The following is a 26,373-nucleotide window of genomic DNA, read 5'->3' as shown; positions in this document are numbered from 1 at the left end:
AAATGAATAATTTAACCAACGAACGTCTGAAGGAAATTATCGCGCATCGCTCCCCTTCTCTGCGCTGGGGAGAAGCTGAAGCAATGGCAAGCGAACTTTTGGTTTTGCGACCGGGTGAAGCGCCAGCCGTTACGCCTGACTCTGCTCCATCATTTATTTTGGATTTAATGGCCCAGATCCGCGCCGCAAAATCACCAGAGGAAGTCCGCGCCATTAAAGCAAAGGTCTGCGCCGCTGATCTGGATGTTGCTGTGGACACGTTCGACAAGGCAATCGATAAGCTTTCAAATCTGTAAGCCAGTGTGCAGCCGGCTATAACTAAACGTGTGGAGTAATAGTATGGGCCAATTAGTTTCTTTAGCGGAATGGGCAGCAGGACCAAATGGCTTCAAAGAACCTCCCTGTAAAGCCACCCTTCACCGTATTGCGAAAACGCGGCAAACATATCCCCCAGCCGTGAAGCAAGGTCGCCGATGGGTTGTTGATGAGGAAGCCAGGTTTGTTGGTATGGTTGAACGGGTCGAAATATCGAACCATCTTCCGGCCAGCGCCCGCACTTTAGTGGAGAAAGCACTTAATGGCAGCAAGACCCCGTAAATACAACATTTCAACACCGAACTTGTATTGCAAACTGGATAAGCGAAACAACAAAACGTACTGGCAATATCGTCACCCAATTACGGGGGAGTTTATTGGCTTTGGTACGGATTCAGATGCCGCGCATGCAGCGGCACTTGAAATGAATCGCATTACTGCTGAGCAATTAACTTCTCAATCTTTTGCCCTGATAGATATTGCGAAACAAAAAGCCGAACCCAATGCTCAGAACATGCGCTTAAAGCAATGGGTGAAAGAATACAAAGCCATCCTTGACCGACGTGTGCAGCGAAAAGAGCTGGCATCATCTACTGCCAGAGGGCGCAAAGCATGTGCTGAACTTCTCTCAGCCCGTTCTCAAAACACATTGCTCAATGAGTTCGGCGCACGTGAGATGGCTGCATTGATAAACGAATATGTCGATGCAAATAAAACAAGAATGGCGCAGGTCATGCGAGCCGCTTGGATTGATATGTTTAAGGAAGCACAGTTTGCCGGAGAGGTTCCTCCTGGATTCAATCCGGCACTGGCCACCCGTAAACCGCTGGATGAAGTCTCCAGACAGCGACTCACGCTCGAGAACTGGTGGGCGATCTATCACGAAGCAGAACGTAGGTCACCGTACATCTGCAATGCAATGCTGCTCGCTGTTGTTACCGGCCAGCGGCGTGGCGACATAGTAAAAATGAAATTCGCTGATATCTGGGATGACATGCTTCATGTGGTCCAGGGAAAAGGTAAAGGAAAAATCCGGATAGCGATCCCCCTCTCGTTGCGATGTGACGCCATCAACATGAGTGTTCGTGATGTGATTAACAAATGTCGCGACCGCGTGTTGAGTAAACATCTTGTCCATAACACAACAGTCATCGGCGGTTCTGCGCTGGGTTCACCTGTGGCTGAAGGATCATTAACACAGCGATTTGCCGAAGCCCGGGATTGCGCGAAAATTAAAATTGAAAAGGGTAAAACATCGCCGACATTTCACGAACAACGCTCTCTTTCTGAACGCTTGTATAAAGCTCAGGGGATCAACACTCAGGAATTGCTTGGACATAGTTCAGCGAAAATGACTGAGCTCTATCATGACGAGCGCAAAGAAAAGTGGATCGTCATCGCCGTTTAATTATCAGTCGGTTTTGGGGAAGAGTTTTGGAGGGTTTTTGGAGATGAAATTTATTTAAATAAAAACAGCGAGTTATTGCATTCGTGTGCTGCCTGTACGGCAGTGAACTGTTCGAAATTGAGGGTATAACGCTGAACGGTAAAAGATTATCCCTGTTTGGGATAAAAAACCCTCTTTTTTTGCCAGTCAATTACTCCCTTTAAAATCAGGTGGTTAGATTTCACGATATAAAAAGGGTTTTGACAGAGGAGTCGTCTGTAATACCCCCACCCAGCCTCCCCCTTTGTACATTAAAGACACAAATGACTTTTTTAAAAAAGGGGGAGATGGCGCGATTAAAAAATCTTGCTGAACGGAGCGGCCTGAAGACCAGAGGCTTCAGGACCGAGAGAAGGAACCGCGCAGCGGCAAGATTTTGCGCCACGCACTGCGGTTGCAGAACATGGCCGTCGTGCCTGCGACAGCGTGCAGTGAAAAGAGCGTGGAGTCCAGAGGCCCGCGCGATAGCGGGTCTCTGGTCGGTGTGGGCCGACGCCCACGACCTTGATCTTGACCCTGGCCCTGGCCCTGGCCTTAGCCTTAGAGCTAAACCTGACTTAGATCTTACTCACAGAATCAATCAACGCCATTTCTTCACTGCTCAGTAACTTCTCAATATCCACCAAAATCAACATCCTGTCCCCAAGTGAACCCAACCCGGTCAGGTACTCGGTCGACATGGTCACCGCAAACTCCGGCGCAGGGCGGATCTGATCTTGCGTCAACGACAACACGTCTGAAACGCCGTCAACCACAATCCCGACCACGCGGTTTTCGAAGTTGAGGACTATAACGACGGTGTTTTCATTGTAAATCACGTTTTCCTGCGCGAACTTCACACGCAAATCGAGAATTGGTACGATCACGCCGCGCAGGTTGGTGACGCCTTTAATGAATGCCGGCGTATTCGCAATGCGGGTTACCTGATCGTAACCACGGATTTCCTGCACTTTAAGGATATCGATTCCGTATTCTTCATCGCCCAGGGTAAAGATCAGGAATTCCTGTCCTACCGTTTCGCCCGCAATTTTTGCCACAGTTGCAAGTCCTGCCATGTTATTCACCCTTAAATCAGCCTGAGTTTTTACGTCCGATGGCCGTCACCTGACGGGCCAGCCACCGGAAGTTTTGTGTTAATCACATCACGCGGCAGATGCGCCCGTCGCACGTTTGTCGCGGTTCAGCGCCTGCAATGCCGACACGTCCACAATCAGCGCCACGCTGCCGTCGCCCAAAATGGTGGCGGCGGAAATACCCGGCACTTTGCGATAGTTGCTTTCCAGATTCTTCACCACCACCTGATGCTGACCAATCAGCTGATCGACAAGTAAAGCGTAGCGGCGCCCTGCACTTTGCAGGATAACCACGATGCCCTGCGTGGCTTCGGTCTTCGCGGCTTCAACGTCAAACACGTTGTACAGCTCGACCAGCGGCAGATATTCGCCACGCACTTGCAGAACGCGCTCCCCACCGGCCAGCGGGTGTAAATCTTCTGCCAGCGGTTGCAACGATTCCATCACCGCATTCAGTGGCAGAATGAAGACTTCTTTACCGACTTTGACTGACATGCCATCGAGGATAGCCAGCGTCAGCGGCAACAGAATGCGGATCGTGGTGCCTTTGCCCTGCTGAGAATGGATTTCGACGTGACCGCCCATTTCCTGAATGTTTCGCTTCACCACGTCCATGCCCACACCACGGCCTGACACGTCGGTGACTTTCTCCGCCGTCGAGAAACCCGGTGCAAAAATCAACATGCCAACATCTTCGTCGCTCATGCTTTCACTGACGTTCATGCCCTGCGACAGCGCTTTCGCGATAATACGTTCGCGGTTCAGGCCAGCTCCGTCATCAACCACTTCGATGCAGATATTGCCGCCCTGATGTTCCGCTGACAGCGTCAGGTTACCGGTCGGCGGTTTGCCGTTGGCAATACGCACGTCCGGGGTCTCAACGCCGTGGTCGAGGCTGTTACGCACCAGGTGTGTCAGCGGATCGATAATGCGTTCGATAAGACTTTTATCCAGTTCGGTGGAACTGCCGAGCAGGGTGAGCTCGATTTGCTTATTCAGCTTGCTTGCCAGATCACGCACCAGACGCGGGAAGCGGCTGAAAACGTATTCCATCGGCATCATACGAATCGACATCACCGATTCTTGCAGGTCGCGGGCGTTACGCTCCAGCTGCCCCATACTGTTGAGCAGATCGCTGTGCGCCACCGGGTCCAGCAGATCGGAGCGCTGTGCCAGCATCGACTGAGTGATTACCAGCTCGCCGACCAGATTGATCAACTGATCGACCTTTTCAACCGCAACACGGATGCTGGTTGATTCCGGCGCTTTAGGCGCACGGGGTTTCGGCGGTTCGCTGTCAGGCACCGCGGTCAAGACCGGTGCCGGACGCGGTGCTGCTGGTGCAACAGGCGGGGCAACAACGGGCTCAGCGGCAGCCGGAGCCGTCGCCTGCGTGAAGCTGATTTGTTCCGGTTCGAGCACGAAACACAGTACCGCGATAATATCGTCCTCGGTAACCGTAGTAATCAGCGTAGCTTCCACGCTGTCTTCGGTTTGCACCGGATCGACGATTTCACCCAGATTGCCCAGTTCTTCGAGCATCACCGGGACTTCCTGCGGCTTAAGGCCGGACAGGCGCACGCGCATCCCGCCTTTGCCTGCGACAGGTGCCGCCGGGGCAGTTGCCGTTTGTGCAGGTTCATCGGTAACAACGTGAAGATCGGCAACCGGTTCACGCGCTTGCTGCGCGTCGAGCGCCAGTTGTCTCAGGGCGGCACAGATGTATTCGAAACTGTCTGCATCGGGATCCCGCGAAGATTTATAGGCGTCCAGTTGCTCCTGCATAATATCTTTCGTTTCCAAAAACAGGTTGATAATGTCGGTGCTCAGGCTCATTTCTGCGCGTCGCGCACCGTCGAGCAGGTTTTCCAGTAAATGGGTGGTTTCCTGCAGAACCGTAAAACCAAAGGTCGCTGCTCCACCTTTAATTGAGTGCGCCGCGCGGAAAATCGCGTTGAGCTGCTCAACATCGGGCGCATCGGGATCAAGCAACAACAGATGTTGCTCCATGTCCGCCAGCAGCTCGTCGGCTTCATCAAAAAACGTCTGATAAAAATCAGTTATATCCATGCTCACGTGATCACCTCTGCTGTGAATCGCGGCTTGTTGATGTGGTCGCAGGTGCCGTGCCTGCCGCGACAGCCGGAGCTGCCGTCGCAGGTTGAGCGTCTGCCGATGGTGCGGCTGGCGCCTGCGTCTCAATCCTGGTTGTGGTTACTGTGGTTACCGCTGGTGCTGATTCTGATGAAACTGTTGGCGCTGAAGGTTCGGGGGCAGCAGCGGCAGGTGCCGGACTCATCGTCGGTGCCACGGACGGCGCAGACTGAGCTTGCGGAACCTCACTTTGTGTTGCCTGAACTTTCGGAGCCAGCGCAGGCGCGGTACTGCGGCCTGGGACTTGTCTTTGCAGCTCGCCCGCGTCACTGATAGTGATCGCTTCGCCCTCGCTGTTTTCCCGTTCAATAGCTTCCTCAGCATGTTTGTTGAGGACCAAAATACTGATACGACGATTTATCGCGTCGCCTGCCGGATGATTTTTGAGCTGCATGGTCGAACCCATGCCCATCACCCGCAATACTTTTCCTTCACTCAGCCCGCCGATGATCATTTCACGACGTGAGGCATTGGCGCGGTCCGTCGATAATTCCCAGTTGCTGTAGCCGCGTTCGCCCTGCGCATAGGGCATATCATCGGTATGCCCGGCCAGGCTAATTTTGTTGGGGAAGTCGTCCAGAACAGGGCCAATCGCGCGCAAAATATCGCGCATGTACGGCTCAACGATGGCGCTGCCCAGCTGGAACATCGGGCGGTTCTTACTGTCGATGATCTGAATGCGTAACCCCTGTTCGGTCAGGTTAATCATCAGATGCGGGCGCAGTCCTTTTAAGCGCGGATCCGAGGCCAGCATCTCTTCCAGTTTTTCCTGCAACTTCTTCAGATCGCCGGTTTCACGAATTTCGCGGGCATCGCCCTGCGACTGGATCATCTTATGCACTTCACCATCCTGCACGGTCGGGTCTTCCCCGCCGCCCGGGATCGGGCTGGTCGCATCGCTGCTGCGCGGGCCGCCGGTAATAGCCACCGCCAGTGGCGTACGGAAGTATTCGGCAATCTGCACCAATTCTTTAGGGCTGGAGATCGAAATCAGCCACATCACCAGGAAGAAGGCCATCATCGCTGTCATAAAGTCAGCGTAAGCAATCTTCCACGAACCGCCGTGATGCCCGCCGCCGTGCTTACTCTTTTTCTTGCGTACTACAACGATGGGATGGCTTTGATGCTTCATACGTTTTCTTCTTCAGCTTGTTTCTGTGGTGATTTAACCTGACGAACGTGTTCCTCCAGTTCGATAAACGAAGGGCGTTCTGTGGTGTAGAGCGTCTTACGGCCAAACTCGACGGCGATTTGTGGTGCATATCCGTTGAGGCTCGACAACAAAGTCACTTTGATGCACTGCATCATTTTGGTATTTTCAGCACTCTTCTGGCGCAACAGACTGGCGAGCGGAGACACGAAACCGTACGCCAGCAGGATGCCAAGGAAGGTCCCGACCATCGCATGTGCGATCAGTGCACCGAGCTCTGCCGCCGGACGATCTGCTGCGGCCAGGGTGTGGACGATCCCCATCACCGCCGCGACGATACCGAACGCCGGGAGTGAATCGCCCACCAGCGCCAGGCTGTTGGCTGGCACTTCACTTTCATGTTCGTGGGCTTCGATCTCTTCATCCATCAGCGCTTCAATCTCAAACGCATTCATATTGCCGCTGACCATCAGACGTAAGTAGTCAGTCAGATATTCCACTAAATGTTTATCGGCAAGGATGCGCGGATAATTAGCGAAAATGTCGCTTTCAGCAGGATTGTCGATGTCATTTTCCAGCGACAGCATCCCCTGTTGGCGCGACTTAGCTAACAGGCGGTAGAGCAAGGCCATTAAATCCATGTACAACGCTTTGTTGTATTTGGACGCGCGGAACAACTGAGGCATCGCGCGCATGGTGGATTTAATCGCTTTACCGTTGTTACCGACGAAGAAGGCACCGATCCCGGCACCGCCGATGATCAGTAATTCTGCTGGTTGATATAACGCGCCCAGTTCCCCGCCGACGAGCATGAAACCGCCAAACACTGAGCCCAGCACCACGATGTAACCTAATATCACTAGCACGATGAATCCTTAATTCGATGTGGTTTTAGGGCGAGGGAAAGCGCACGCCGTGAGCCTGCCGAAATCGATGCAACACAAAACAATTGCATAAACGGTGCCAGACAAAGGCAAAGAGATGAGGGGGAAAATAGGGAGCGGTGTTACCACCGCCCGGGCATTCTTACTGCGACCCTGACATCTCAGACTGCGCGCTTGACCTTTTCGTCCAGCTCTTGAGATGTTATATCGGCAACCTGCGGGGAAAGTTTACGTTTTTTTACTGCGCGGGATGGGGGCTGGCAAAGACTGCAAACAAACCCGTGACGGGGCTGGTGTGCATGGGTAATAAATGAACCGTCACAGCAGTTGCAGGCGGAAAGCTGCAACATGCCGCTGTCGACAAATCGTACCAGCGTCCAGGCGCGGGTCAGCGCTAAAATCGGCGCTTCACCTGGCTGCTCAGGACACTGTTCGAGATATAAGCGATATGCGCTGATCACCGCTTCGACGCCATTACAATGCCCGCTCTTCATCAGGAAAGAGTAAGCGTTGTAAAACATCGATGAGTGAATATTTTGTTCCCAGGTCATGAACCAGTCCGTTGAAAACGGCAACATGCCCTTGGGTGGCGGGCTGCCACGTAATTCTTTATAAAGTTTTATCAGGCGGCCACGGCTTAACTGCGTTTCGCTTTCCAGCATCTGCAATCTCGCGCCCAGTGAAATCAACTCCATGGCGAGCTGAATATCACGTGCTTCCTGAACAATGCTTTTTTCCGCCGGTTTTACTGGCGTGTCTTTGATTAGCATGTTGCGCCCTTAATAGACATGACTACGCCCTTTTCTTCATGGCGCCGCTGTCTCTCGCCGCCAGACCTTTAAGCAGGTGGCTCGACAACAGGATACCGGTATGGATTTGTTGCAAATCGTCAACGCGGGATTCCTGAGTCAGGCGTTCAATGGTCTTGCTGTCATCAAAGCGGAACTGGCAAAGTAGCTGATTCGTTTCAGCCAATTTCACCATCTGTGGCAACGTGAGTTGACCTAAAGCATCTGCCATCACGTCATCTATCCCTAACCGGAACATCGCGGAGGCTTTTTCGTCGTTGATCAAACGCTGTGCCAAAAGTAAATATGACAGGTTGATATCATATATGTGCTTAAGCAATTCGGACATGCTGTTCTACCCCATTACCGATGCCACTTTTTTAATGTGGCTGATTGATAGACATATTCCATGCAGCAAGAGTTTTACCCGCTTGTCAGGGAGTATTTTTTCACTATCAAAACAATTAGATCATTGGCTGATTAATAAATCTCACGACGTAAAAATGGATTTATCCCGCGGTATTTACTTCACCGCCAATACAAGGTTGTTCCTGATGTAAACTAAATTAAGTGTGACAATTGCAATGCTAAGTAATCTTCAAACATATCAGTTTTGGTGTACTGGCAGGGTCCGTTGCTGTGATGGCGTCTCGTTCAGTGAAACGCTTTTACATACATTATTAGGAATAATCTTACTACGACGCAACTCTACCCCTCTTTCCTTTATACATACAATCTAACTGTTCACGAATTTTGAATAAAGTGTGACGGGCATCACATTATTGAAATTTATTTTATCCTAAAAAGCGCACTTTATCGTAAAAATTTGCGCAGTTTTAACGCAAAAGTAAAAAAGCATCTAAAAACCCGCCTCCAGACTGCTTTTTTGAGGGGTTTTGAGATCATTTTGTACAAAGACCACTTAAAGCCAAATGATAAGAACAATCCTAATTTAAAAATAGATTGCACAGTGAAATGTACTGGTAATTTCTGATAGCGCGATCATTGTGATAAATGTGCGTAACCCAGTCAGTATCAGGGATGTGGGCGATTTGCGTTAAGGAATTTTGGTTAAAAATGATACGAAAGGTTTTGAAAACGTGAAGAACTACACGATTTAAAAAGTAAAAAGACAATGAGTGTAAGAAAATATGTTAGGGGTACAGATGGTCATCCGGTGAGCAGACCAGATTGATAAGCAGATGTGATGTTACGCGGGCAATATGCCGCCAACAGGTATCGGCAAACTTCACAATAACTTTAGTGATTAGACTTAAAAAAGTGGTTTATACCGGGCAATCACAAATAAAAAGAGGGCAATTAGGATTTTTATTACCCACACAGCAGACTTATCGTCTTTTTATGAGTAAAAAACGCAGAAAGAACATCTCTGACTACCCCATCAGCGCAGTGAGTTAATCAACCAGCAAAATAAAGGGTTATTGAGGCGGTTTTTTAATAAAGAAAGTGATGTTAACTCTGATGAAGTGATTATGGAGGAGGAAGACTTTCATTCAAAAGCTGTCAGTTCATTAGCCAATGAGTAATTCTGGTTGAATGAACCTGCCGCTAATTCCGGCAGGTCATAACTTAATATTATTACTCGCAGAGTAATGGTAGCCGCATCGCTTAGAAAGGCATCGTCCGCGGATCAGGGTATTGATATTCGAAACCCAGCTCTTTGCAGATGCGCTCGCCGTCCACCGTTTTGCCTTTCGATGCTGAAGCTTCTTCAGCAAACGTCGGCGCCTCAAGGCCCATCTGACGCGCCAGCGCCGGATAGAATTCGGATTTGGTCGGATGATGCGGTGCGCAGAGGTTATAGGTGTGGCCGCCTTTTGGCAGACTCAACAATAACGTTATCGCCGCGATCACATCATCCTGATGCACCAGGTTTACGCCATTTTGTCCGCCCTTCACGTCCGTCTTACCGGCCATGAAACGTCCCGGATGGCGATCGCCCCCCACCAGCCCGGCCAAACGCAAGACATCCACCGAGGTGTGCGGCAGGCTGTGTAACCAGTTTTCCAGCTCTTTAAGTACTTTGCCACTTGAGGTGACAGGCTCGAGCGTTGACCCTTCACGCACTGTGCCTTCTCTTTCACCATAGACCGACGTCGAGCTGGTAAAGATGATGCGCGGAACGTTATGCGCCAGCGCACTGTCGGTCAGCAGCTGTACCGCCTGAAGATAGAGTTCGCTGCCTTCGACAGTTCTGCGCGCCGGTAAAGTAATAATCAGAGCATCGACGTTCAGCAGCTTATCCAGATCTTCTGCTTCGCATTCCATATGAGGGGTAAACACTAACGGATAGCAGTCGATGCCCACCATTCTTGCGGCGTCCACGCCATCGGGGGTGGTTTTACTGCCCACCACGTCGTAGCCTCTTGCCGCCAGCGCCATCGCCAGAGGCATTCCCAGCCAGCCTAACCCTATAATCGAAACCTTCTTCATATCTCACTCCCTTTGCTCTGTGACCGATGGTCGCCGGGCGCCATCTGCCGATCTCTTAATCTCTACTCTTTATACTAGCCCTTCCGTCCTTATAGATGCGTAAGCTTTTCTTCGGGACTGTTAACAGATCATTCATTTTATCGATGAAAGAGGCATTGCCGATAAGAAAAACTCATCATCGGAAAAAAAGGTTGCGCACAAGCCGCCCGATAGTTTAGTTTTGTTGGCAACCGAATTTGATTTGTGTGGCGAATGTTTTTAGTGAAAACATCGCGGCACTAAATGAACTTAACGAGATACGAAAATGACAAACGTTCTGATTAACCACCATCATCACCATCACCCTGACTAGTCTTGCAGGCGATTGGTGCTGGAAGACTGTCTAGATCTTCCAGTGGAGCAGAACGCAGAGAAAGCCCCCGGAAGATTGCTTCCGGGGGCTTTTTTTTTGTCCCAACGAATTGAAGTAAAAGCATTTGTACAAAAACTCTGCACACAACATTTACGATATTAAAACTGAAAATAAAGAAATTGAGGTCATCATGCTGGATAAAACACGTTTACGGATAGCAATGCAAAAATCAGGTCGCCTGAGCGACGAGTCACGCGAACTGCTGGCGCGCTGCGGGATTAAAATCAATCTGCAGGAACAACGCCTGATCGCCTTCGCAGAAAACATGCCGATCGACATTTTGCGTGTCCGTGATGATGATATTCCGGGGCTGGTCATGGATGGCGTGGTCGATCTGGGTATCATCGGTGAGAACGTGCTGGAAGAAGAGTTGCTGGCCCGGCGCGCCCAGGGTGAAGACCCGCGTTACTTCACTCTGCGTCGTCTGGATTTCGGCGGTTGCCGTCTGTCATTAGCCACCCCGCTCGATGCTGAATACACCGGCCCGCAAAGTTTGCAAAATTCCCGTATCGCCACGTCTTATCCTCACCTGCTCAAGCAATATCTCGACAAACAGGGCGTCGATTTCAAATCCTGTTTGCTAAACGGTTCCGTTGAAGTCGCGCCACGCGCCGGTCTTTCTGATGCGATTTGCGACCTGGTCTCCACTGGCGCAACGCTGGAAGCTAACGGTCTGCGCGAAGTTGAAGTAATTTACCGCTCAAAAGCCTGCCTTATCCAACGCGATGGCGAGATGCCGGAAGCCAAACAGCAATTGATCGACAAAATGATGACCCGTATTCAGGGCGTGATTCAGGCGCGCGAATCCAAATACATTATGTTGCACGCGCCAAGTGAGCGTCTGGACGAGATCGTTGCCCTGCTGCCGGGCGCTGAACGTCCGACCATTTTGCCGCTGGCTGGCGATCAGCAGCGCGTGGCGATGCACATGGTCAGCAGCGAAACGCTGTTCTGGGAAACCATGGAGAAACTGAAAGCGCTGGGTGCCAGCTCCATTTTGGTTCTGCCAATCGAAAAAATGATGGAGTAATGCCATGCAGCCAAACGCGTTCACTACCCCGATTGACTGGCAGCAATGCGACGAACAACAGCGTCGCGACCTGCTGACCCGTCCGGCGATTTCGGCATCCGACCGTATTACCGAATCTGTCAGCGAAATCCTGCGCCGCGTGCGCAGCGAAGGCGACAGTGCGTTGCGCGAGTTTTGCGCCCGCTTTGATAAGACTGAAGTGCAAGACCTGCGCGTGACCGCGGCACAAATCGAGGCAGCATCAGCGCGTTTAGGTGATGACGTGAAGCAGGCGATGGCACACGCCGTTCGCAACATTAATACGTTCCACCAGGCCCAAAAGCTGGCGGTGGTGGATATCGAGACTCAGCCAGGCGTTCGTTGCCAGCAGCTGACCCGCCCTATCCAGTCGGTCGGTTTGTATATTCCGGGCGGTTCTGCGCCGCTGGTATCAACCGTATTAATGTTAGCGACCCCGGCGCGTATCGCCGGGTGCCAAAAGGTCGTGCTGTGTTCACCGCCGCCGATTGCTGATGAAATTCTGTATGCCGCGCAGCTGTGCGGCGTGGAAGAGGTCTATCAGCTGGGCGGCGCGCAGGCGATTGCCGCGCTGGCGTTCGGCACTGAAAGTGTTCCGCGTGTGGCGAAAATCTTCGGGCCGGGTAATGCCTATGTGACTGAAGCAAAACGTCAGGTGAGCCAGAGTCTGGACGGTGCGGCGATCGACATGCCTGCCGGTCCGTCCGAAGTACTGGTGATCGCTGACAGCGGCGCGACACCGGACTTCGTGGCCTCTGATTTGCTGTCTCAGGCAGAACATGGTCCGGATTCGCAGGTCATTTTACTGACGCCGGACATAAAGATGGCGCAGGCCGTCGGCGAAGCGGTTGAGCGCCAGCTGCAAACACTGTCCCGCAGCGAAATTGCCCGTCAGGCGCTGGCCAGCAGCCGTCTTATCGTGGCAAAAGATATCGCTCAGTGTATTGAAATCAGCAATGCCTACGGCCCTGAGCACCTGATCCTGCAAACCCGCGAGCCGGAACAACTGGTGGACAGCATCACCAGCGCCGGTTCAGTGTTCCTTGGCGACTGGTCACCAGAATCTGCGGGCGATTACGCCTCCGGCACCAACCACGTTTTACCGACTTATGGTTACACCGCCACGTGTTCCAGCCTCGGTCTGGCGGATTTTCAGAAACGTATGACCGTTCAGCAGTTAACGCCAGAAGGTTTACTGGGCCTCGCAACGACCATCGAAACGCTGGCGCAAGCAGAGCAGCTGACTGCTCACAAAAATGCCGTGACACTGCGCGTGACCGCGCTGAAGGAGCAGGGATTATGAGCGATGAAAACACACTGAGCATTCAGGCTCTGGCGCGCCAGAACGTACGCGAGCTGACACCTTATCAGTCTGCTCGTCGTCTGGGGGGTAACGGCGATGTATGGCTGAACGCCAACGAATACGCTATTGCGCCACAGTTTGAACTTACCGCGCAGACGTTCAACCGCTATCCCGAATGTCAGCCCGCGCGGGTCATTAATCGTTACGCTGCCTACGCCGGTGTTGATCCTGAGCAAGTGCTGGTCAGCCGTGGCGCAGACGAAGGCATCGAACTGTTGATCCGTGCTTTCTGCGAGCCAGACAAAGACGCTATCCTTTATTGCCCTCCAACCTACGGTATGTACAGCGTCAGCGCGGAGACCATGGGTGTTGAAGCCCGCACCGTCGCCGCAAAAGCCGACTGGTCGCTGGATCTCCCGGCCATCGAAGCCGCGCTGGACGGCGTGAAGCTGGTGTATGTGTGCAGCCCGAACAATCCGACCGGGAATCTCATCGATCCGGCAGAGCTTCGCGCTGTGTTAGAGATGACCCGTGGCCGCGCCATCGTGGCCATCGATGAAGCCTATATTGAATTCTGCCCGCAGGCGACGGTCACCGGCTGGTTGCAGGAATATCCGCATCTGGCGGTGCTGCGCACGTTGTCAAAAGCGTTCGCGCTGGCTGGCCTGCGTTGCGGATTCACTATCGCCAATAGCGAACTGATTGCCTTATTAATGAAAGTGATCGCACCTTATCCGTTATCCACGCCGGTCGCGGACATCGCGGCACAGGCGCTGGCCCCGGAAAATCTGGCGATTATGCGTCAGCGTGTGGTTGAAGTGAGTGAAAACCGCACCTGGCTGATGGCTGAATTGAACAAATGCGACTGCGTGGAACAGGTTTTCCAAAGCGAAACCAACTATGTGCTCGCACGTTTTACCGCCTCAAGCGCCGTATTTAAAAATCTCTGGGATCAGGGCATTATCCTTCGTGATCAGAACAAGCAACCGGGGCTTTCCGGCTGTTTACGTATTACCATCGGTACCCGGCAGGAACTTCAGCGGGTCATTGACGCTCTGCAACCGTTACCCGGCGCCAACGCCCCCCTTATTCAACAGAATAGCCCCCGCAAGGAGCACATGTGAGCCAGAGTCCTATATTGCAGAAAACGCTTTTCATCGACCGCGACGGTACCCTGATTTCAGAACCGCCGGAAGATTTTCAGGTCGATCGTCTGGATAAACTGGCACTGGAGCCGGGCGTGATCCCTGCCCTGCTGTCGCTGCAAAATGCGGGTTTTAAACTGGTGATGATTACCAATCAGGACGGTCTTGGCACCGACAGTTTCCCGCAGGAAACCTTCGATCCGCCGCACAACCTGATGATGCAGATCCTGACCTCTCAAGGCATCGTGTTTGACGAAGTGCTGATCTGTCCACATCTGCCCGCCGATCATTGCGACTGTCGTAAGCCGAAAACCAAACTGGTGCAGGGTTATCTGGAAAGCGGCCTGCTCGATACCGCCAACAGTTATGTCATCGGCGATCGTGATACCGATATCCAGCTGGCCGCCAATATGGGCATCACCGGTCTGCGTTACCAGCGCGATACCCTGAACTGGGCGGCGATTGCCGATCAGCTCACCAAACGCGACCGTCACGCTAAAGTGAATCGCGTCACCCGCGAAACGGCGATCGATGTGGATGTCTGGCTCGATCGCGAAGGCGAGAGCAAAATCCGCACCGGCGTAGGTTTCTTCGACCATATGCTGGATCAGATCGCCACTCACGGCGGCTTTAGAATGAACATCGAAGTGAAGGGCGACTTGTATATTGACGATCACCACACCGTCGAAGATACCGCGCTGGCGCTGGGCGAGGCGCTGAACAAAGCGCTGGGTGACAAACGCGGCATCGGCCGCTTCGGCTTTGTTCTGCCGATGGATGAGTGTCTGGCACGCTGCGCGCTGGATATCTCCGGGCGTCCGCATCTGGAATACAAAGCCGAGTTTAACTACCAGCGCGTCGGGGATCTGAGCACCGAGATGGTCGAACACTTCTTCCGTTCTCTGTCTTACGCAATGGCCTGTACCCTGCACCTGCGCACCAAAGGTAAGAACGATCACCACCGTGTAGAAAGTCTGTTTAAGGCGTTTGGCCGCACGTTGCGCCAGGCGATCCGCGTTGATGGCAACACCCTGCCGAGCTCTAAAGGAGTGCTGTGATGAATGTCGTTATCCTTGATACCGGCTGCGCCAACCTCTCTTCCGTGAAGTATGCGGTTCAGCGTCTGGGCTACGAGCCGACGGTGAGCCGTGAAGCGGAAATCGTGTTGCAGGCCGATAAGCTTTTTTTACCGGGCGTAGGCACCGCACAGGCAGCGATGGAACAGCTGGAGCAACGCGAACTGATAGAGCTGATTAAAGCCTGTACTCAGCCAGTACTCGGCATCTGTCTGGGTATGCAACTGCTGGCATCATCGAGTGAAGAGAACGGCGGTATTGATACGCTGGGCATCATCGAGACGCCGGTGATTAGGATGCAGGATCATGGTCTGCCATTACCGCATATGGGCTGGAATCAGGTTATCGCCAACGCCGACAGCCATTTATTCCGCGGCATTGATGAAAATGCTTACTTCTATTTCGTCCACGGATTTGCCATGCCGGTATGCAAAAACACCGTTGCCCAAACCCTTTACGGCGAGCCGTTCAGCGCCGCCGTACAAAAAGACAACTTCTTCGGCGTGCAGTTTCATCCCGAACGCTCCGGTGCCGCGGGCGCGCAGTTGCTGAAAAACTTTCTGGAGATGTAAACAGCATGATTATTCCCGCTTTGGATTTGATCGAGGGCAGCGTGGTGCGTTTGCATCAGGGCGATTACGGTCAGCAGCGTGACTATGGTAACGATCCGCTGCCGCGTTTGCAGGATTACCAGCAGCAGGGCGCGCAGGTTTTACATCTGGTGGATTTGACCGGTGCGAAAGATCCGGCAGCACGCCAGATCCCTTTGCTGAAAAAGTTATTAGCCGGAGTTTCCGTGCCGGTTCAGGTTGGTGGCGGCATCCGCAATGAGCAGGACGTCGAAGCCTTATTAAACGCTGGCGCGACTCGCGTGGTGGTGGGTTCAACGGCGGTCAAAGATCCGGCAACCGTACAAGGCTGGTTTAACCGGTTCGGCGCGGATGCACTGGTACTGGCGCTGGACGTGCGTATTGACGCGAACGGCACGAAAAATGTCGCCATCAGCGGCTGGCAGGAAAACTCCAATGCCACGCTCGAACAGATCGTCGAACAATACTTGCCGTTTGGCCTTAAACACGTGCTGTGCACGGATATTTCCCGCGACGGTACACTTACCGGTTCTAACGTTGAGCTTTATCGCGAAGTGACTGCGCGCTATCCGCAAGTGGCATTTCAGGCTTCCGGCGGTATCGGTTCTCTGGACGACATCGCGCAACTGCGAGACAGCGGCGTCGAAGGCGTAATCGTCGGGCGAGCCTTACTTGACGGCAAATTTAATGTGACGGAGGCAATCTCATGCTGGCAAAACGGATAATCCCCTGCCTTGATGTGAAAGACGGTCAGGTAGTGAAAGGCGTGCAGTTCCGCAATCACGAAATCATCGGCGACATCGTGCCATTAGCTCAGCGTTACGCGCAGGAAGGCGCAGACGAACTGGTGTTCTACGATATCACCGCCTCCAGCGATGGGCGCGTAGTGGATAAAAGCTGGGTGTCACGCGTGGCGGAAGTCATCGACATTCCTTTTTGTGTGGCAGGTGGCATTAAAACGCTGGAAGACGCGGGGCGCATTTTGCAGTTCGGCGCTGATAAGATTTCTATCAACTCCCCTGCGTTGGCCGATCCGACGCTGATCAGCCGTCTTGCCGACAGATATGGTGTACAGTGCATCGTCGTGGGTATTGATACCTGGCACGACGCTGCGACCGGTACCTATCAGGTACATCAGTTCACCGGCGACGAAGCGCGCACCAAAATCACCACCTGGCAGACCATCGACTGGGTGAAGGAAGTGCAGGAACGCGGCGCCGGTGAGATTGTGCTGAACATGATGAATCAGGACGGCGTGCGTAACGGCTACGATCTTGATCAACTGAAGATGATCCGCGAAGTGTGTCACGTCCCCCTGATCGCCTCCGGCGGTGCAGGCACTATGCCGCACTTCCTGGAAGCATTCACAGAAGCACGCGTCGATGGCGCACTGGCAGCCTCGGTGTTCCACAAACAAATTATTAATATCGGCGAGCTGAAAAGCTACCTGGCCGAAAATGGCGTGGAGATCCGCTTGTGAGTACTCAAGAATCAAAAACCAGTCTTCTGACCGGTGAACAAATCAGCCAGCTCGACTGGGTGAAAGTCGATAACCTGATGCCAGCGATTATCCAGCATGCTGTATCCGGCGAAGTTCTGATGCTCGGATATATGAACCAGGAAGCGCTAAACGTCACACAATCTTCTGGCAAAGTGACCTTCTGGTCCCGCACCAAAGAACGCTTGTGGACCAAAGGCGAAACGTCAGAAAACTATCTGAACGTGGTCAGCATCACCCCGGATTGCGATAACGATACGTTACTGGTGCTTGCACATCCTGTTGGCCCAACCTGCCATAAAGGTAACAACAGCTGTTTCCACCCTGCCGAAACCGACTGGGCCTTCCTGTATCAGCTCGAAGAACTGCTCGCGTCGCGCAAAACGGCCGATCCTGATAGCTCTTACACAGCGAAACTCTATGCCAGCGGCACCAAGCGTATTGCGCAGAAAGTCGGAGAAGAAGGCGTTGAAGTTGCGCTGGCGGCTACCGTCAACGATCGCTTTGAACTGAAGAATGAAGCCTCAGATTTGGTATATCATCTGCTGGTACTGCTGCAGGATCAGGATCTCAACCTGAGCGCAGTGATTGAGAATCTGCGTCAGCGTCATAAGAAGTAACGCTAAACGAAAGATATAAAAAAGCCGCCTTTGCGAAAGCATTGGCGGCTTTTTAATTTCCCGGACTGGACTAATTAATCAATGGGAATAATTTTTGATGGCGTTACGGCCTAATACCACAGCCGACCCCAGAATTAAGCCGATCAGGGTCGCCAGTACTAAGATAACACCCTTCTTCGGACTGTCGCGGTGGATTGGCAGATTAGGTTTCATCACATAACGCAATGAATACGTTGAATCAGGTTTAGACTTCAATGCACTGATCGCTAAGAGTGTCTGGCGAGCATTGTAGTAAGCCTCATCCAGAGGTAATGGACGTGTAGCTTCATTCTTGATAATGGAAGTAAGTGCATCACTCCCCAGAACAAATAACGTATCTTCTGACAACGTCTCTGCCTGCTGTACAACCGTATTTTTAATATTAGATTGTTGTGCAACGACTAAAGCCTGATTGAGAATTTCCAAACGCTTATTTTTTTTCTCCTGAGCAACTTTTTCCTTAGTTGCTAAATCCTCTTTCAGATCCTCGATTTTGGAGTTAATACTAATTTGTAAGTCGTTATCCAGTTCGGTTACAGAACGCGTATTAATCTGCTGGATGTAGGTAGTGAGCGTTTTTTGTGCTTCACCTGCAGTTACGGCGGTATAACTAATTTTAAGCGGCACGGGCTGATCTTTTACGGCAGGAGCAATAGTCAACTTTTCCGGATTAGCCTGATTAGCGAGTTGCTCAGACAAAGCCGAAATAGCGGAGTTAAAACGTCCAAAAAACCGCTGCTGAACATCAACAACCGTTGGCGCATTAGCGGGATTCTGGCTGTAAAGAACGCTCATCGCATTGTTATAGTTAGCGATTTGCCCTGAGTCGGGATAGGTCACTATCGCCTCAGAAGTCCATTTTTCTTTGGCAACAAAGATATAAATAATTGCGATGATAATAGCGATTATGGCAAAAGATAAAACCAGCCATTTCCCACGCCATAACTGTACAACGAGATCCATTAAATCAATTTCATCAGATGATTTATTGAGCTGATTTTTAGCCATACTATTATTGTTTTGATTCATAATTGCCCTAGAAATTTCCACTTACTTACATTCAATTTATGTATGCATTATAAACAAGTTAGAGATAAAAACTCATCCGCAATGTGGGTTTTTTATGAGATTAGCCCGAAAAATGAAACTAATTAAACAGATTTTTGGAAAGTAGTAACTGCCAGTGCAGGTTTCCAAAACAAAGTTATGTCGAAAAAAAACGGCCCCGTAAAGGGCCGTCAGTTTTAATGATCAGTAAAAGAAGAACTTAATCCAACCATTCGGTGTGGAATACGCCTTCTTTATCAGTGCGTTTGTAAGTATGTGCACCGAAGTAATCACGCTGTGCCTGGATCAGGTTAGCTGGCAGAACCGCTGAACGGTAGCTGTCATAGTAGTTGATAGCAGCGGAGAAGGTTGGCGTAGGAATACCGTTCTGAACAGCATAAGACACCACGTCACGCAGCGCTTGCTGGTATTCATCAGCAATATTTTTGAAATACGGAGCCAGCAGTAGGTTAGCGATAGATGCGTTTTCCGCATAAGCATCGGTAATTTTCTGCAGGAACTGAGCGCGGATGATACAACCGGCACGGAAAATCTTCGCGATTTCGCCGTAGTTCAGATCCCAGTTGTTTTCGTCAGAGGACGCTTTCAACTGTGAGAAGCCCTGAGCATAAGAAACGATTTTGCCCAGATAAAGAGCGCGACGTACTTTCTCGATGAATTCTGCTTTATCGCCTTCGAAAGGTTTAACAGCTGGGCCAGAAAGCACCTTAGATGCTGCGACACGTTGATCTTTCAAAGAAGACAGGTAACGGGCAAAGACAGACTCAGTGATCAGCGTCAGTGGCTCGCCGAGATCCAGAGAGCTCTGGCTGGTCCATTTACCGGTACCTTTGTTCGCTGCTTCATCCAGAATCACATCTACCAGATATTTACCTTCTTCATCTTTCTTGGTGAAGATATCTTTGGTGATGTCGATCAGATAGCTGTTCAACTCGCCTTTGTTCCAATCTGCGAAGGTGGACGCCAGCTCTTCGTTGTTCAGGTTCAGAGACTGTTTGAGCAATGAATAGGCTTCAGCAATCAGCTGCATGTCACCGTATTCGATGCCATTGTGAACCATCTTAACGTAGTGACCTGCACCATCAGCTCCGATGTAAGCAACACAAGCATCGCCATCATCAGTACGGGCTGCGATTTTCTCAAGGATTGGAGCAACCAGAGCATACGCTTCTTTCTGTCCGCCAGGCATGATGGATGGACCTTTCAGTGCGCCCTCTTCACCGCCGGATACACCGGTACCGATGAAGTTAAAGCCCTGCTCGGACAGTTCGCGGTTACGGCGAATGGTATCTTTATAATAGGTATTGCCGCCATCGATGAGGATGTCGCCTTTATCCAGGTGCGGAGTCAAGGACGCGATGGTTTTGTCAGTTGCTTCACCGGCTTTCACCATCAGCAAGATACGACGCGGTTTTTCCAGCGAGTCAACAAACTCTTCGACGGTGTAGTGCGGAACCAAATTTTTACCTGGGTTTTCTGCGATGACTTCATCAGTCTTGTCGCCAGAACGGTTAAAAATGGAAACGGAATAACCACGGCTTTCAATGTTAAGCGCGAGGTTACGGCCCATGACCGCCATACCGACAACGCCGATCTGTTGTTTGGACATTAGCAACTCCTGTCTGTAATAGTTGAACGCTCAGTTTTTAGTCTAAACCCCTGTTTAAAGTAAGTTTATCTGCGCTGAGCTATACAAATGAACACAGGTATTGTACATGAGAATCACATAGGGTGAACCTATTGAAGTAAACACTTGCTATATTCTTGAATAGAATTTCTCCACAAATCAAACATTATGTAACAGTTAAAAATATGGTCGGCAAGAAATGAATACTAGGAAATAACTGTAAAATAAAGCTAGCTAAATATATTTCAAAACACCTAACTCGTAATCTTTAGAATGTTTTTTCGCCTAGTTTCACCGTCGTTAAACTAATGAGTGCAATAGAAATCAAGTATATCCCCATAGGTGTATATATAAAAGGATTTGTTATTGAAACACTCAAGCCAAAAATCAAAGAACATGCTATCTGCACTTTAATTAAATTATCCTTAGATAGAAGGTTTTCGTATATCACCTTCAAAAATGGGATAATTGAGATTATAACGCCAAGCATGCCTACTTTAAAGAATATTTCAAGTGGTACGACCTCGATTCTTCCCCGGCCGAAAATACTTGCCCCAAAACCTTCTCCAAAAATTACATTCCATATGCCAAGAGAATCATAAACAAATCTAAAATCGTTTAATCGTACAGAGTCTGAGTCAACGCCGCGATCTCCAACTATAATAAGCATTCCTAGCATAGCTATAACAATTAAGAATATTAATAAAATATTTTTCCTTAAGTTGTTAATTTTGAAACTAGCAATAGTTACTGCAAGCCCTGTAAACAAAAACACCCCTCTGGTTTCTGTTAAAAAGATGGCAACCATGCATAATGAGAAATAGAAATATTTTTTTTCACAAAAAAATAATATGGCACCGATGCCTATAAAGAAGAACGACTTGGCAAAGAAAGCACCACTGGGCCTGAAGAAAAACTCACCTGATGCCGACATAACATTATAAATTAAGTTAAAATCAAGATACCCACTTTTTAATAAGAGAACGTAACACAAATATGTAACTGAAGCTAAGATTGAAAATATTTTAACGAACTGTTGAAATTTCAACAACGAATAATTATTAAGTTCTTTGCTCATAAAACAAAAATAAGGAATGATGAGCATATATAGGAATGGTTGCAAATCGAAAAAAATGTCTTGGAGAGGATTTCCTCGCGCAAAACCTATCAAAATGCCAAGCATAGGTAATATAAACAACATGAGCACTAATATTACAACACTATATTTAGTTTTAGTTTGGAGAAATAACAAGTTCAGAAACAACACTATTATAGAAAGAAAAAATAAAATATACCTTAAAGGAGGTACACCTAAAGGGTCCAAAAGTCTTCCCCCGCCGCCGAATATAATTTCAAATGAAATTAAAAATATTAGTATCTTATTTAAATTTCTCATCAAAACCTACACATTTATTGATACGAAGAATTCGACATTGTATAAATATCAGTTTGCTAGCGAGTCAGAGTGAATTAGAAACTAACATCGTTTGGAAAAGTTAAAGAAGATTGAATATTAGTAACATCCCCAACACAATACGATCCCGGTTACGTCTTCGCAGCTGAATTATTCTAAGTAGTAAATTAAACCTATTTGAGAAGTTATTGTATTTAAGTTTAAGATAAATATCTTCGTTGTCAATGATAAATAATTTACATAGCTTCAAAATTTCATTTCTATACCAGCCTTCCCTGACAAGCTTAACACGCTTCAAACCAGCCTTTAAACTTGTATTTGCGCCTACTTGGTTATTAGAGTGCTGACGATATTGCATATACGCATTATTATCTATATACCAAGAAAACCCATTTACACGTGCAAATGCATACAATAACCAATCATGTAACTCGACACTCGGTGCAACAGTGTTTTCTAATAAGAAACTCTTAAAATCCACAGCAAGTTTGTTTTTAAATACGTATGTGCAACCAGGCCCAGCTGCTTCAAAAAGATAATCATATTCGACTTGGGGTTGAGCCTTATCTATGAGACATTTTTTCCCATCATCCCAAAAAGCGATAACGTTACTCGAATAGGCATCAATGTTTGGTTTTTTTAATATATCAACAGCATGTGATAATTTAAGCTTACACCATATATCATCTTGGTCTGAAAATGAAACATAACTGTATTTATCAATTTCCACATCAGAAACAAGTCTATAAAAATTTTTTCCGGCAGAACCAAATTTTTTTCCATAGGGCAGTATGAAAATGTTACTAATTCTGGAATATTTTTCCACTAAATAATCATATGAACCGTCACTCGATAAATCGACACTAATGTAAATATCAAGTTCAACATTCTGTTGTTCTAAAATTGATTGTAATTGCTCATCAATCCATTCACGCCCATTATACACTGCAAGTAAAACTGCAATTTTTTCCATTACTGTATTTCTCAAATTAGTATGAAGTGTATTTTAAAGTTTTTAAGAATTTGGCTTTTCACCCCGGACATTTAAAACCCCATCTCTGATGCCTGCTAAAAAAGAATATAAATATTCTTTTTTATTCTTTTGCTTAAAAATTAAAATAAAACTATGAATAAAACAAAACGAAATTTCCCGAATGGCAAGCAACTTAGGTACGTGTTTATAGCGGAAAAGGTGAAAAGCATTTCTGACCCTATAGTAACGCCGAGCGGGTGAGTGAACAGGCACACAAAAACCAAAAATGTTGAAAGATTTATCACCAATTGAGTGAATCATTTTCGCTTGGGGAATGATATGTACTAGTATGTTTTCGGAAAAACATCTTAGACACCACTCGGTATCTACATAGTCAATAAAAAGACCATCATCCATTAGGCCAACTTGTTCAAATACATCTGTTCTAACAATAGTTCCTGAAGAAATTACTATTGATGATGTAAACGGTTCAGTTTTACCCTCTGAGAAGATTTTAACTCTTGCCCCACTCTTTCTTACGTTAGTTATAGCGTATTCAAAGCCTTTTTTTTCATCGTAAAAAGTTGGCGCGCAAATCTTAAAGTCATTCTCTTGCATAGGTTTGAATAAGGTAGCAATAAACTGCTCATTTATATTACTATCCTGATCGAAAAATATTATTGTTTTATAGCCAGATTCAATGCAGAAATTAATCCCTACATTCTGAGCAGTTGCGATACCTCTGTTCCCACCTAACCAAATGTAATTAAATAATTGACTATTTAAAATTTTACTCATTACAGGACTATTATCTACAACGATAACATCACACATTTGACCAGCCAATTCAGTTGCTAAATTTAGAACAGGGTTAATATTTGGGTTGTACGTGACGATAATAGCGCAAATGTCATTAATTTTCTTATTCATGAGAAATCCTAGATCAATATATACACATTAATTCATCTTTGATTATAGTTAATGTTTATCTATTTTTAAAAATAGTTCTTACAAAGATTGCATCTAAACAGTCAGTACAAAGCGATTTTTTGGTTTTAAACTCGAAATAGTTATCCTTAAAAAAAACACCGAAAACTGAACGCGTTGCGTACTTAGCAGATGTATTATCATTAATCCTGCCATTATATACAGCATTCATGTATGATATAAATTCCTTAATGTTTTTATAAATGGGATCGTTTATTTCAAGAGCTTCTCTTTTGACTAGATTTTCTATTAAAAGATGTATTTGGACATAATGCGCCAATCTTTTATTGAATTTCTGACGACTAAAAAAACGTTTCAGCTTAACAGAAAAAGTAGTGTTAATTGCGCCAATTTGGTTATTGTTATGTTGTCTGTAAAGAATTAACTTTTCAGCGCATGAACTAAGGCAGTTTTTAATAACTGCATTTGCAGCTATCCAATGGTCATGAGGGATAGATTCTGGAAATGGTAATAATTCCATTAAAAAATTTCGCCGAATGGCAAGAGTTGCACCAGTTACGATATTGTTTATTATTATTTTTTCAAGATTGAACTCATCTAATTTTGAAGTATGGTTGACGTAATCCCACAATCCACCTAAAACTTCTTTCTTGTCATTAACAAGATAAGCGTCAGAAAAATTGACATTAACTTTATTGTTTGAAAAGTTGCACAGCATTAATTGCGCTTTATTTTCTTTCCAGATATCATCTTGGTCAGAAAAGAAAACGATATCGGATACAGTATATCCAACTAATTTTTCGAAGTTTTTTATGTACCCTAAATTACCTTGCCCACTTATAATTTCAATATTAACATTGCATAAACTCTTAAATTCCTCAAGAATTTTGATTGTATTATCTAGAGAACCATCATCCCTAATATAAATATTAGAAGGCTTTATTGTTTGATTGACGATACTTTCAAGCTGCTCAATAACATACTTCTCACCATTATAGGTGGCTATGATAACATCGTAGTTCACAAGTCCTTCCTATTTCGGCTAACACATTTATTCGAAATTATAAGTAGTAGCAAGAAATCAATCATCACTCTAATTGACCACGCATATGCAGCCCCGATTAAGCCATAAGCATGCACACAGAAGTATAATAAAACTAGATAGGGTAAAATTTCTAAACAATGTAGAAGTGCTGTCAACTTAGCTTTACCCAAAGACTGAATTGCAGTAAATGGAATTTGAGCTAATGAATTAAAGAAGAAACCTACAAGTAAAATGCTTAATATTGAAGATGAGTTGTTAGCATACTCTTGCCCCATCCACAGTAACAGTATCTTGTCCGAGAAGATCACTCCTAGTACAACAACAGGTAAACAACCAGCAATCATTAGTTTGAATGAAAATTTCAGTTGCGTATTAAAATCCTCATGACTTTTGATGTTACTTAATCTAGGAAATACAGCTCTAGATAACGCACCTGGCAATAAACCAAGTCTGCCTATAGCCTCGGAAGGTGCAGTATAAAACCCGACTACTTTTGCGCCAAGAATACTTGAAATAACAAATCTATCAAAATATACCATTATTGGACTTATGATATTACTAACTGTAATCCAACCACCGAAAAATATTAATCTTTTAAACGTAACTAGATGGAAAGAGAGTTTTGATCCAATTACTTCTTTTCTAACAATTATGAACGCAATAAGAAGTGAAATAACACGCCCTATGATTAATCCAATAATTGCGTTGACTAAGGTATTGTGATAAATAATAAGCAAAGCAGGCAAGCCAGCAATTATAGAACTTCCTATACTACGCTGTAAGTTTACAATTGGGAACTTTTCGTCGCCCTCCAGGATTGCCATCCAAAGTTGATTTAAAAGAAAAACAGGGATAGAAAAAACAAGAATTTTTAAAGCGGACTCAACTTCGGGGATATGAAGAGCTGAAACACTTAACAACTTTACAATATTCGGTATGAATATGTATAGTGCAATCATACCTGCTGAACTGAATATCATTATAAAAACAGTAGAAGTTGATATTATTTTTTTTCTTTCTTCGATATCATTCCTGTATAATGCAATCTCTCTGACTATAGCTCGAGTCAATCCAACATCGAATATGCCAGCATATCCTACAATCGCAATTGCTAAAGTGTAAATACCAAACAACTCAGGCCCTAACTGTCTAGCTAAATATCCTAAGGCAGGAATAGCTATTATAGTAGGAATTATATAACCAGATAAATTCCAAATGCTGTTCTTGATAAGACTCATTTTTCTTCCACACTAATTAAAAATCATTTTATAAAGCTAAAGTATCATCCTTTAAACTTTAGCT

Annotated in this window: 25 protein-coding genes and 1 other annotated feature; of the genes, 11 read left to right on the top strand and 14 right to left on the bottom strand. The window is 47.5% G+C overall.

The genetic code is table 11. The features are described 5' to 3' along the window. The first annotated feature begins 2 nt into the window (after positions 1-2). Genes GE278_08730 through GE278_08720 form a run of 3 tightly spaced genes read left to right on the top strand, consistent with a single transcriptional unit; the run spans position 3 to position 1,723 of the window. Positions 3-296, top strand: a complete 294-nt coding sequence (locus tag GE278_08730) for a hypothetical protein (GenBank protein QLK60840.1) — start codon at positions 3-5, stop codon at positions 294-296. Between the two features lie 43 nt (positions 297-339). Further along, positions 340-597 carry a hypothetical protein gene (locus GE278_08725; GenBank protein QLK60839.1) on the top strand — a complete coding sequence of 86 codons (258 nt, stop codon included), beginning with the start codon at positions 340-342 and terminating at the stop codon, positions 595-597. Further along, positions 578-1,723 (top strand): tyrosine-type recombinase/integrase, encoded by a 1,146-nt coding sequence (locus GE278_08720; protein QLK60838.1) that lies wholly within the window; start codon positions 578-580, stop codon positions 1,721-1,723. Before GE278_08725 ends, GE278_08720 begins: the two co-directional genes overlap by 20 nt. A gap of 596 nt (positions 1,724-2,319) precedes the next feature. Here GE278_08720 and cheW read toward each other — a convergent pair. The 7 genes from cheW to GE278_08685 all read right to left on the bottom strand — a co-directional run bounded on the left by cheW (position 2,320) and on the right by GE278_08685 (position 10,265). Next, positions 2,320-2,817, bottom strand: coding sequence for a chemotaxis protein CheW (gene cheW, locus GE278_08715; GenBank protein ID QLK60837.1), 498 nt, complete (start codon positions 2,815-2,817; stop codon positions 2,320-2,322). Positions 2,818-2,904: 87 nt separating this feature from the next. Next, the gene (gene cheA / locus GE278_08710; GenBank protein QLK60836.1) at positions 2,905-4,911 is read right to left on the bottom strand and encodes a chemotaxis protein CheA; all 2,007 of its coding nucleotides are present in this window, start codon (positions 4,909-4,911) and stop codon (positions 2,905-2,907) included. A gap of 4 nt (positions 4,912-4,915) precedes the next feature. Further along, on the bottom strand, positions 4,916-6,121 hold the full coding sequence (motB, locus tag GE278_08705; GenBank protein ID QLK60835.1) for a flagellar motor protein MotB: 1,206 nt from the start codon (positions 6,119-6,121) through the stop codon (positions 4,916-4,918). After that, on the bottom strand, positions 6,118-7,005 hold the full coding sequence (gene motA, locus GE278_08700; GenBank protein ID QLK60834.1) for a flagellar motor stator protein MotA: 888 nt from the start codon (positions 7,003-7,005) through the stop codon (positions 6,118-6,120). Before motA ends, motB begins: the two co-directional genes overlap by 4 nt. Before the next feature lie 179 nt (positions 7,006-7,184). After that, positions 7,185-7,793 (bottom strand): flagellar transcriptional regulator FlhC, encoded by a 609-nt coding sequence (gene flhC, locus GE278_08695; protein QLK60833.1) that lies wholly within the window; start codon positions 7,791-7,793, stop codon positions 7,185-7,187. A gap of 22 nt (positions 7,794-7,815) precedes the next feature. Then, positions 7,816-8,160 carry a flagellar transcriptional regulator FlhD gene (gene flhD, locus GE278_08690; GenBank protein ID QLK60832.1) on the bottom strand — a complete coding sequence of 115 codons (345 nt, stop codon included), beginning with the start codon at positions 8,158-8,160 and terminating at the stop codon, positions 7,816-7,818. A gap of 1,280 nt (positions 8,161-9,440) precedes the next feature. Further along, positions 9,441-10,265, bottom strand: a complete 825-nt coding sequence (locus tag GE278_08685; protein QLK60831.1) for an SDR family NAD(P)-dependent oxidoreductase — start codon at positions 10,263-10,265, stop codon at positions 9,441-9,443. 327 nt (positions 10,266-10,592) lie between these two features. After that, positions 10,593-10,714, top strand: a sequence feature (His leader region). Positions 10,715-10,807: 93 nt separating this feature from the next. Here GE278_08685 and hisG point away from each other — a divergent pair. Genes hisG through GE278_08645 form a run of 8 tightly spaced genes read left to right on the top strand, consistent with a single transcriptional unit; the run spans position 10,808 to position 17,957 of the window. After that, on the top strand, positions 10,808-11,707 hold the full coding sequence (hisG, locus tag GE278_08680; protein QLK60830.1) for an ATP phosphoribosyltransferase: 900 nt from the start codon (positions 10,808-10,810) through the stop codon (positions 11,705-11,707). Between the two features lie 4 nt (positions 11,708-11,711). Further along, positions 11,712-13,028, top strand: coding sequence for a histidinol dehydrogenase (gene hisD, locus GE278_08675; protein QLK60829.1), 1,317 nt, complete (start codon positions 11,712-11,714; stop codon positions 13,026-13,028). Beyond that, the gene (gene hisC / locus GE278_08670; protein QLK60828.1) at positions 13,025-14,152 is read left to right on the top strand and encodes a histidinol-phosphate transaminase; all 1,128 of its coding nucleotides are present in this window, start codon (positions 13,025-13,027) and stop codon (positions 14,150-14,152) included. Before hisD ends, hisC begins: the two co-directional genes overlap by 4 nt. 11 nt (positions 14,153-14,163) lie before the next feature. After that, positions 14,164-15,231: a bifunctional histidinol-phosphatase/imidazoleglycerol-phosphate dehydratase HisB gene (hisB, locus tag GE278_08665; protein ID QLK63245.1), complete on the top strand. Its 1,068-nt coding sequence runs from the start codon at positions 14,164-14,166 to the stop codon at positions 15,229-15,231. Continuing rightward, entirely contained in the window at positions 15,231-15,821 is a 591-nt protein-coding gene (gene hisH, locus GE278_08660; protein ID QLK60827.1) for an imidazole glycerol phosphate synthase subunit HisH, read from the top strand. The genes hisB and hisH overlap by 1 nt, the downstream gene beginning before the upstream one ends. Before the next feature lie 5 nt (positions 15,822-15,826). Then, positions 15,827-16,564: a 1-(5-phosphoribosyl)-5-[(5-phosphoribosylamino)methylideneamino]imidazole-4-carboxamide isomerase gene (hisA, locus tag GE278_08655; GenBank protein ID QLK60826.1), complete on the top strand. Its 738-nt coding sequence runs from the start codon at positions 15,827-15,829 to the stop codon at positions 16,562-16,564. Further along, entirely contained in the window at positions 16,546-17,319 is a 774-nt protein-coding gene (hisF, locus tag GE278_08650; protein ID QLK60825.1) for an imidazole glycerol phosphate synthase subunit HisF, read from the top strand. The genes hisA and hisF overlap by 19 nt, the downstream gene beginning before the upstream one ends. After that, positions 17,316-17,957: a bifunctional phosphoribosyl-AMP cyclohydrolase/phosphoribosyl-ATP diphosphatase HisIE gene (locus GE278_08645; GenBank protein QLK60824.1), complete on the top strand. Its 642-nt coding sequence runs from the start codon at positions 17,316-17,318 to the stop codon at positions 17,955-17,957. The genes hisF and GE278_08645 overlap by 4 nt, the downstream gene beginning before the upstream one ends. 78 nt (positions 17,958-18,035) lie before the next feature. Here GE278_08645 and wzzB read toward each other — a convergent pair whose 3' ends face one another. The 7 genes from wzzB to GE278_08610 form a co-directional block, all read right to left on the bottom strand. Beyond that, entirely contained in the window at positions 18,036-19,025 is a 990-nt protein-coding gene (gene wzzB / locus GE278_08640; protein ID QLK60823.1) for an LPS O-antigen chain length determinant protein WzzB, read from the bottom strand. A 238-nt stretch (positions 19,026-19,263) separates the two neighbouring features. Further along, positions 19,264-20,673: an NADP-dependent phosphogluconate dehydrogenase gene (gndA, locus tag GE278_08635; GenBank protein QLK60822.1), complete on the bottom strand. Its 1,410-nt coding sequence runs from the start codon at positions 20,671-20,673 to the stop codon at positions 19,264-19,266. 286 nt (positions 20,674-20,959) lie between these two features. Continuing rightward, positions 20,960-22,087: an oligosaccharide repeat unit polymerase gene (locus GE278_08630; GenBank protein ID QLK60821.1), complete on the bottom strand. Its 1,128-nt coding sequence runs from the start codon at positions 22,085-22,087 to the stop codon at positions 20,960-20,962. 100 nt (positions 22,088-22,187) lie between these two features. Further along, positions 22,188-23,078 (bottom strand): glycosyltransferase, encoded by an 891-nt coding sequence (locus GE278_08625; GenBank protein ID QLK60820.1) that lies wholly within the window; start codon positions 23,076-23,078, stop codon positions 22,188-22,190. A gap of 42 nt (positions 23,079-23,120) precedes the next feature. Continuing rightward, positions 23,121-24,008: a rhamnosyltransferase gene (locus tag GE278_08620; protein ID QLK60819.1), complete on the bottom strand. Its 888-nt coding sequence runs from the start codon at positions 24,006-24,008 to the stop codon at positions 23,121-23,123. 55 nt (positions 24,009-24,063) lie between these two features. Next, positions 24,064-25,050: a glycosyltransferase gene (locus GE278_08615; protein QLK60818.1), complete on the bottom strand. Its 987-nt coding sequence runs from the start codon at positions 25,048-25,050 to the stop codon at positions 24,064-24,066. Further along, positions 25,047-26,309 (bottom strand): oligosaccharide flippase family protein, encoded by a 1,263-nt coding sequence (locus tag GE278_08610; protein QLK60817.1) that lies wholly within the window; start codon positions 26,307-26,309, stop codon positions 25,047-25,049. The genes GE278_08615 and GE278_08610 overlap by 4 nt, the downstream gene beginning before the upstream one ends. Positions 26,310-26,373: the final 64 nt, after the last annotated feature.

The sequence above is a fragment of the Enterobacteriaceae bacterium Kacie_13 genome (assembly GCA_013457415.1).
GTDB lineage: Bacteria > Pseudomonadota > Gammaproteobacteria > Enterobacterales > Enterobacteriaceae > Rahnella.
The sequence above is the reverse complement of the archived record's forward strand: the minus strand, read 5'-3'. Positions and strand labels throughout refer to the sequence as shown.

What these genes read in the sequence shown, in the direction of transcription:
- GE278_08730 (QLK60840.1), top strand. Translation starts at nt 3, where the DNA reads ATGAATAATTTAACCAACGAACGTCTGAAGGAAATTATCGCGCATCGC.
- GE278_08725 (QLK60839.1), top strand. Translation starts at nt 340, where the DNA reads ATGGGCCAATTAGTTTCTTTAGCGGAATGGGCAGCAGGACCAAATGGC.
- GE278_08720 (QLK60838.1), top strand. Translation starts at nt 578, where the DNA reads ATGGCAGCAAGACCCCGTAAATACAACATTTCAACACCGAACTTGTAT.
- cheW (QLK60837.1), bottom strand. Translation starts at nt 2,817, where the DNA reads ATGGCAGGACTTGCAACTGTGGCAAAAATTGCGGGCGAAACGGTAGGA.
- motB (QLK60835.1), bottom strand. Translation starts at nt 6,121, where the DNA reads ATGAAGCATCAAAGCCATCCCATCGTTGTAGTACGCAAGAAAAAGAGT.
- flhC (QLK60833.1), bottom strand. Translation starts at nt 7,793, where the DNA reads ATGCTAATCAAAGACACGCCAGTAAAACCGGCGGAAAAAAGCATTGTT.
- flhD (QLK60832.1), bottom strand. Translation starts at nt 8,160, where the DNA reads ATGTCCGAATTGCTTAAGCACATATATGATATCAACCTGTCATATTTA.
- GE278_08685 (QLK60831.1), bottom strand. Translation starts at nt 10,265, where the DNA reads ATGAAGAAGGTTTCGATTATAGGGTTAGGCTGGCTGGGAATGCCTCTG.
- hisG (QLK60830.1), top strand. Translation starts at nt 10,808, where the DNA reads ATGCTGGATAAAACACGTTTACGGATAGCAATGCAAAAATCAGGTCGC.
- hisD (QLK60829.1), top strand. Translation starts at nt 11,712, where the DNA reads ATGCAGCCAAACGCGTTCACTACCCCGATTGACTGGCAGCAATGCGAC.
- hisC (QLK60828.1), top strand. Translation starts at nt 13,025, where the DNA reads ATGAGCGATGAAAACACACTGAGCATTCAGGCTCTGGCGCGCCAGAAC.
- hisH (QLK60827.1), top strand. Translation starts at nt 15,231, where the DNA reads ATGAATGTCGTTATCCTTGATACCGGCTGCGCCAACCTCTCTTCCGTG.
- hisA (QLK60826.1), top strand. Translation starts at nt 15,827, where the DNA reads ATGATTATTCCCGCTTTGGATTTGATCGAGGGCAGCGTGGTGCGTTTG.
- hisF (QLK60825.1), top strand. Translation starts at nt 16,546, where the DNA reads ATGCTGGCAAAACGGATAATCCCCTGCCTTGATGTGAAAGACGGTCAG.
- wzzB (QLK60823.1), bottom strand. Translation starts at nt 19,025, where the DNA reads ATGAATCAAAACAATAATAGTATGGCTAAAAATCAGCTCAATAAATCA.
- gndA (QLK60822.1), bottom strand. Translation starts at nt 20,673, where the DNA reads ATGTCCAAACAACAGATCGGCGTTGTCGGTATGGCGGTCATGGGCCGT.
- GE278_08630 (QLK60821.1), bottom strand. Translation starts at nt 22,087, where the DNA reads ATGAGAAATTTAAATAAGATACTAATATTTTTAATTTCATTTGAAATT.
- GE278_08625 (QLK60820.1), bottom strand. Translation starts at nt 23,078, where the DNA reads ATGGAAAAAATTGCAGTTTTACTTGCAGTGTATAATGGGCGTGAATGG.
- GE278_08620 (QLK60819.1), bottom strand. Translation starts at nt 24,008, where the DNA reads ATGAATAAGAAAATTAATGACATTTGCGCTATTATCGTCACGTACAAC.
- GE278_08610 (QLK60817.1), bottom strand. Translation starts at nt 26,309, where the DNA reads ATGAGTCTTATCAAGAACAGCATTTGGAATTTATCTGGTTATATAATT.